This window comes from Acinetobacter sp. YH01018 (genome assembly GCF_013420295.1).
Taxonomy (GTDB): Bacteria; Pseudomonadota; Gammaproteobacteria; order Pseudomonadales; family Moraxellaceae; genus Acinetobacter.
On record NZ_VOYL01000085.1, the window covers coordinates 1 to 5,755 of the forward strand.

Annotated in this window: 7 protein-coding genes and 1 pseudogene; all 8 read right to left on the reverse strand. The window is 38.7% G+C overall.

Annotation, left to right across the window (positions count from 1 at the left end):
• Positions 1 to 117: 117 nt before the first annotated feature.
• On the reverse strand, positions 118 to 441 hold the full coding sequence (locus FTT83_RS15335) for a hypothetical protein (RefSeq protein WP_180044595.1): 324 nt from the start codon (positions 439 to 441) through the stop codon (positions 118 to 120).
• Positions 389 to 706, reverse strand: a complete 318-nt coding sequence (locus FTT83_RS15340) for a DUF5660 family protein (RefSeq protein WP_180189946.1) — start codon at positions 704 to 706, stop codon at positions 389 to 391. The genes FTT83_RS15335 and FTT83_RS15340 overlap by 53 nt, the downstream gene beginning before the upstream one ends.
• Before the next feature lie 312 nt (positions 707 to 1,018).
• Positions 1,019 to 1,684, reverse strand: a complete 666-nt coding sequence (locus FTT83_RS15345) for an RluA family pseudouridine synthase (protein ID WP_180044593.1) — start codon at positions 1,682 to 1,684, stop codon at positions 1,019 to 1,021.
• A gap of 87 nt (positions 1,685 to 1,771) precedes the next feature.
• Positions 1,772 to 2,260, reverse strand: a complete 489-nt coding sequence (locus FTT83_RS15350) for a GIY-YIG nuclease family protein (protein ID WP_180176824.1) — start codon at positions 2,258 to 2,260, stop codon at positions 1,772 to 1,774.
• Positions 2,261 to 2,748: 488 nt separating this feature from the next.
• Complete coding sequence (locus tag FTT83_RS15355; RefSeq protein ID WP_180044591.1) at positions 2,749 to 3,462, reverse strand: SIMPL domain-containing protein; 714 nt, start codon at positions 3,460 to 3,462, stop codon at positions 2,749 to 2,751.
• 117 nt (positions 3,463 to 3,579) lie between these two features.
• Positions 3,580 to 3,831: a DUF6868 family protein gene (locus FTT83_RS15360; RefSeq protein ID WP_180044590.1), complete on the reverse strand. Its 252-nt coding sequence runs from the start codon at positions 3,829 to 3,831 to the stop codon at positions 3,580 to 3,582.
• A gap of 537 nt (positions 3,832 to 4,368) precedes the next feature.
• A complete protein-coding gene (locus FTT83_RS15365) occupies positions 4,369 to 5,070 on the reverse strand; it encodes a DUF1003 domain-containing protein (protein ID WP_180044589.1) in 702 nt (233 codons plus the stop codon).
• A 280-nt stretch (positions 5,071 to 5,350) separates the two neighbouring features.
• Positions 5,351 to 5,568 (reverse strand): annotated as a pseudogene (locus FTT83_RS16200) (hypothetical protein).
• Positions 5,569 to 5,755 lie beyond the last annotated feature (187 nt).

Sequence of the window (5,755 nt, forward strand, 5' to 3'; positions counted from 1 at the left end):
GCTAAAAAATGGACCATGCCAATTCAAAATTGGCGTTTAGCGATGAATTGGTTTACGATTCAGTTCGATGATCGATTAAAAGATCATTTATAAAAAATGGAACTTACACAAAATAATTTACAGGCTCTCGACATACTCACATTGCCCCCCTGTGTTTGCTGCAATGGCATTTTTTATTTTACGGCGGACTTCTTTTAACTGCTGCGCGGCATGAATATCACCATAGCCATCAATCAATTGATCCAGAAAGGTTTGTACAGGATATACATCTTGAATACCATAACCCTGAATCTTGTTTTCCAGTGCTTTAGAAATTGCCTCCAAGCTTTCTTGTTCTAAGACCTGATTATAAAAAGCACCTAATCGTTCTCTGGCTTGGGCTTCCAGCTTAAGCTGGCTGTTTTTTTTCCAGTTTTTCCAGATAATGTCGAGTATTTTCAATCTCTGCCTTCATTTTTTCCAGCAGAAACTCTGCTTCAGTTTTAGTGACTTCAACAAAGCTCTCGGCCTGGTTTTTTCGCTCCGCAATGTAATGTTCAATATCTACAATGTCCTGATACTGGCTCAGCTTTTCAACCCTGTTTTTTAAATTTCCGATCTCTATACGACAGGTATTTAATTGATGATGCAGCGCATCATTTTGCTGCTCATGCTCTGCCAGATTATTTCGCGTACGATACAGATTCACCTGTAAAGATTCAAGCATGATCTGTTTTTTTCTTATTTGCATGATTGCCCGATAAAGCAATCCCAGCAAAATAAGGGTGGTCAGGATATATAGATAAACGATTATTATCTCAAAATTATTATTATTTCAAAGAAATGTTACGCATTATTATTCGTTTGTTTTTCCATTACCAGAAAAGGGATATCGTGTCTGAATGATCGCACTTTTTATTATTCTAAGATTTTCATCATCATAAATCAGTGAGCTAAGCAGACGATAGCCCGCATATCATATATGTAACTTATGATTAAAATTCTAGAATGTTAAACAGATAAAAATTTAAGACACTGATTAAAAAGGAACTTTAGCCTTAATTTCAACATCTGCCCCGCTTAAAGGCTGTTTAAAAGCCAGATAGCTGGCATGTAAGGCCATACGTTGTAATGGACTCTGATAGGGTTCTGGATGATAGAGCTTGTCGCCAGTAATGGGATGTCCGATATATTGCATATGTACCCGAAGTTGATGGGAACGTCCGGTAATCGGAGTCAGTAATACCCGGCTAATGTCTTCCGCTGCAGAATATTCCAAGGCCTGATACAGCGTTTTGGCGGGTTTTCCCAATTCAAAATGCACGATTTGACGCGGCCGGTTTTCCCAGTCGGTAATTAATGGCACTTCGACACTGCCTTCGGCTTCAAGCTTGCCTTGAATCAGCGCAATATAGTTTTTTTTGACCGTAAGTGCCTGAAACATTTTACTGACCGCCACTTCTGCTTCACGGTGTTTGGCAAACATCAAAATGCCGGAAGTTGCCATATCTAGACGGTGGGTAATTTTAGCGTTGGGATAGCGTTCCAATACGCGAAAATAGGCACTGTCATGATGTTCAGGTAAGCGTCCCGGAACAGACAACAGCCCTGCCGGCTTTTCAATCACCACCAGGTCTTCATCTTCATAGACAATAACAAGCGGTTCCTGAGGCGGCATATACACGAAGTTATCGTTGATGGGCATAGCATTACAGCACGTAGGAGAATGGGCGCAAAATAACAAGGTCAGATCCGACTGTCAACGTCTGTGAAATACAGAGTCGATCTGGAATTATTTATTGTTTGCACCCAATTTTCCAAACGCAGGTTTAAGCTGATGAGAAAGGTCATCTTCAATCAATTGCAGTACCTGATGATCTACTTCATATTGTCTGATCGTGATTTTAAACTGACCTTGAAACCATTGACTCAAATGTAGTGCATACGTGCTCTTTTGGCCTTGACCCAAATGTAGTGCATACGTGCTCTTTTGGCCTTGACCCCAATGTTGTTTCAACCGATTTTTAAGTCCTGTGGTAGATGAACCTACATACATCACTGTGCAAGGCGCATTTAATCTTGCACAGGCATGAGTTCCCTGCGCTTTAAAGATACGAAAGTGATTAAATGTTTCATTCATATCACCGTCTACTTGTTCAATGATATAAATCGCCTTAGATATCGGAGGTAAATCATCTACAGTTGAAAATATAAATTCCTGAACAGGTATAGCCGTTTTAGCAGCATGACAATGTTGAATAAGTGTATCGAGATAACGCATATAATTTATTATAGGTAAATGATTTATTAAATATTTTATCAATGAAGAAAAAGAAGAGGGAATTTTATCTTATATTTTTGCCGGAGAATTTTTGAGGGTGTTAGGGAAAACATCTGTGGTTTACTTCAACCATTATAACTTTGTAAGTTATAACCCTATGCCTATAAATTGATAATCTATAGCGTCCTAAGCCGAATCGAGACCTTGTGGGTAAGTACTGCACTCACGTTGTACGCAACTGGCAGCAATCTACTCTTTTCGATCCCTTATCACACCCTTGAAACATATATTAGCCAAACACGGCCGGGATTAATTCCCTCAGTTTTTTTAATTTTTCATCATTTTTGGGAATTTTTTTCCTTAAATGAATAATAAATAGAATTTTTTATCTTCCGGATTAAAATACAGGTTTTTTATTGCAGAAAAATTGAGATTACAGGAATTTATCTGCACATCAAACCGCATTTTTTCATCACTTTTTACCCCATTTAATCCGCCAGATAATAGTCTACCGTGGACACGACACGGACTTTCTTTAAATAGGGAGTATTACTGTCACGATCTTCAATGCTAAACAGTCCCTGATTGGCCGCCTTGATTTTACCTAAACGGCTTTTGGAATCTGCGGCAAATTTTTCTGCCACACTGCGGGCGTTCTGTGTCGCCTGCTCAATCATCGCTGGCTTGATATCATTTAACTTGGTAAATAAATATTCGGTTCGTTGACCTGAATCATCGCCACCAAAGGCAATGCCCTTTTTACCCAAAGCCACCAGACGGCTTTGTGCTGCCCGCACTGCATCTATTCGGTGGGTATAGACGGTAATGGTTTGATGGGCGGTATAACGTAGCGCGACATTGGCATCGCCGCCATATTGCTGGGCATATTTATCGGTCGTAACCGGAGCCGCAGTGGTAATTTCCTGATCGCTAAAACCTTCAGCCTTTAAAAATGCCTGAATTTGCTGGGTTTGTATTTCCATGGTGTCATAGAGCTGGGTCAGGTCCTGACTGGCCGAGCTAAAACGGATTGGCCATACTGCGACATCAGCTTTCACCTCACGCTCAGACAAGCCCTTGACCGAGACTATACGTTCATACTGTTTAATTTTGAGTGCGCTACTGCCCAAAATCCATCCCGCAATAATCATCCCCAGACAAATGAAAATACCTAAAACCAGTGCAGATTTGAATTGATTCATGCTGCCAAATTCCTCTTTTGCTTGTTTTTGATTGTAGCGGTCCTGTTTTTATAAACTTCGAAACTGCTGTTTAAAGATGATCTATTTGCCTATAAGCCTTTTAAAGTTGAATCCGGGTTAGGAATTTCGTATCAGATATAAGGCCAGAAATGGCACCAGATTAAACAGTAAAATACCAATTTTATATATAGCCATGCCGCCATAATGGATGGCATCAAAAGTATGATCTGAAAGCTGGAACCATTTGCCATGCAGCTGTTTCATCCAGTTACGGGCAAAAATAAACAGCAAAAACCAGATCATTAATATGATGTAATTAATGAGTAATGAACAAAGTAGAAAACGACTCCAGAAATCATCATTTAGCATTTTTATAGCCTGACCAGATGCTCGCTGATATTTTCTAAATTAGCAGATTTTATCCACAAAAATGAACCACTGATTTGTATCAGGTTTTTTGACTTCAAATTTGATTTCTTCTATTTTTATGTGTTTGAGAATTTTTTAGGGGGTCAGGGAAAACATACTGTTTTACTTCAACTATTACCACTTTGTAAGTGATAACCTGATGCCTATAAATTGGTAATTTATAGCGTCCTAAGCCGAATCAAGACCTTGTGGGTAAGTACTACACTCACGTTGTACGCAACTGGCAGCAATCTACTCTTTTCGATCCCTTCACACCCTTGAGATATAGAATAGACAAAGATATGCGGGATTAATTTCCTAAGATTTTGCATTTTTTATTCTTTTTGGAATATTTTCCCACTTTATCTATATTTGTAAAAAAATTTCCCTAATTGATACAAAATTCTGCTTTTTATTACGCCAAACCAACATGAATCGGAATATTTTCTCCATCTCTATAAATCGCAACATTGAAGATTAGCATCAGGTTATAAATGGCTATTTCTTCTTGGTCATTTCCGACAGCAAATCCAGTTGAATTTCCTGAATTTTAGCCAGACGATCCCACTGATGCATTAAAAGATGATCGAGTTTTTCATGTAAATGCCGAATCTCCAGTTCAGCTTTTAAGTTGACCTGATAATCATTTTGCGAACGCAAACGGTCTTTGGCTTCCTGCCGGTTTTGGCTCATCATGATTACTGGTGCCTGAATGGCGGCCAAACAGGACAGCATTAAATTTAATAAAATGAAGGGATATGGATCTGCAGGATGTTTCACCATTACCACGGTATTGATCAAAATCCACAGCGCCAAGAAAATGGCAAAGCAGATCAAAAAGGTCCAGCTACCACCGAAACTTGCAATTTTATCAGCCAGTTTTTCTCCAAAAGTCCAATTCTGATCGAGCTTGTTCTCTACATTTTTGCTGATCAGCTCATGCTGTTGCATACTGTTCAACACTTCATATTCCAGATCAGTGACTTCACCTTGTTCAGATTTTAAAATGGACTGTACATACTGCATACGGTATTTGGTTAAATCGGCTTGGCAGATAAAGTCGCCAGGTGACCACTGTGGAAAGTCCTGTGAAATTTCCTCTGTAATGACTTTGCGAATTGTTCCGATCGGGATAAGATTTTTTTTAGGAAAGCTTTTTTTGCAGACCATGCATGTTTGACATTCTGTTCTTCCGTTCATACCCCATACCTTCTGTTTCATCTATACTTCAATATGCCATGATGTTGATCATTTCCAGACTTAAATAAACACTTGTTTCTGGTCATATTTTGCCAGGACAAGCTTGGTTTTAACTTTATCCCTTCCATATTTTCAGCCTAATTTTAAAGCAATAATCCAGCAATTTTAAAGATAAATATGCCAGATACTATAGACCTATAGCAGTGAGCCATTACGTTGTTTATTCATTTATAAACAAAAATTTAAACCAAAGCCAAGCTGTGAATTCCACTGCCCTTTATCACACATAGAGCTGTTTAACATTCTGATTGATATAGGTATTTAAGCCATCGTCATATTGCGCCAGCTGTTGCATATTTTCAATATGCTGATAGCCGGCACTGGCATAGCTATAGGTATAAATTTTTGATTTTTTCTTAAATTGAACACGAATAAACTGATTGCCAAGTTCATACTAGCCACACCAGAGTCGTGGTTCAGATCAAGATAATGTTGCAATTGGGCGCCCTAAATACCGTGAATATAAAGTTTAAGATGAGGGTGTATTGAGCATTTTTCGTAAGCGTCCGCTGAACCCCACTTTTCTTATTTTCTCAATATCCCGATAGTGTCCATTATTTATTAAATGGACATTATGTTTATGGCCTTAGACACTTTTATAGACACTGAACAAACGACAGAAAGA

Coding starts and splice junctions, on each gene's coding strand:
- FTT83_RS15340 (WP_180189946.1), bottom strand. CDS start 706: ATGCTTGAATCTTTACAGGTGAATCTGTATCGTACGCGAAATAATCTG.
- FTT83_RS15345 (WP_180044593.1), bottom strand. CDS start 1,684: ATGCCCATCAACGATAACTTCGTGTATATGCCGCCTCAGGAACCGCTT.
- FTT83_RS15350 (WP_180176824.1), bottom strand. CDS start 2,260: ATGCGTTATCTCGATACACTTATTCAACATTGTCATGCTGCTAAAACG.
- FTT83_RS15355 (WP_180044591.1), bottom strand. CDS start 3,462: ATGAATCAATTCAAATCTGCACTGGTTTTAGGTATTTTCATTTGTCTG.
- FTT83_RS15360 (WP_180044590.1), bottom strand. CDS start 3,831: ATGCTAAATGATGATTTCTGGAGTCGTTTTCTACTTTGTTCATTACTC.
- FTT83_RS15365 (WP_180044589.1), bottom strand. CDS start 5,070: ATGAACGGAAGAACAGAATGTCAAACATGCATGGTCTGCAAAAAAAGC.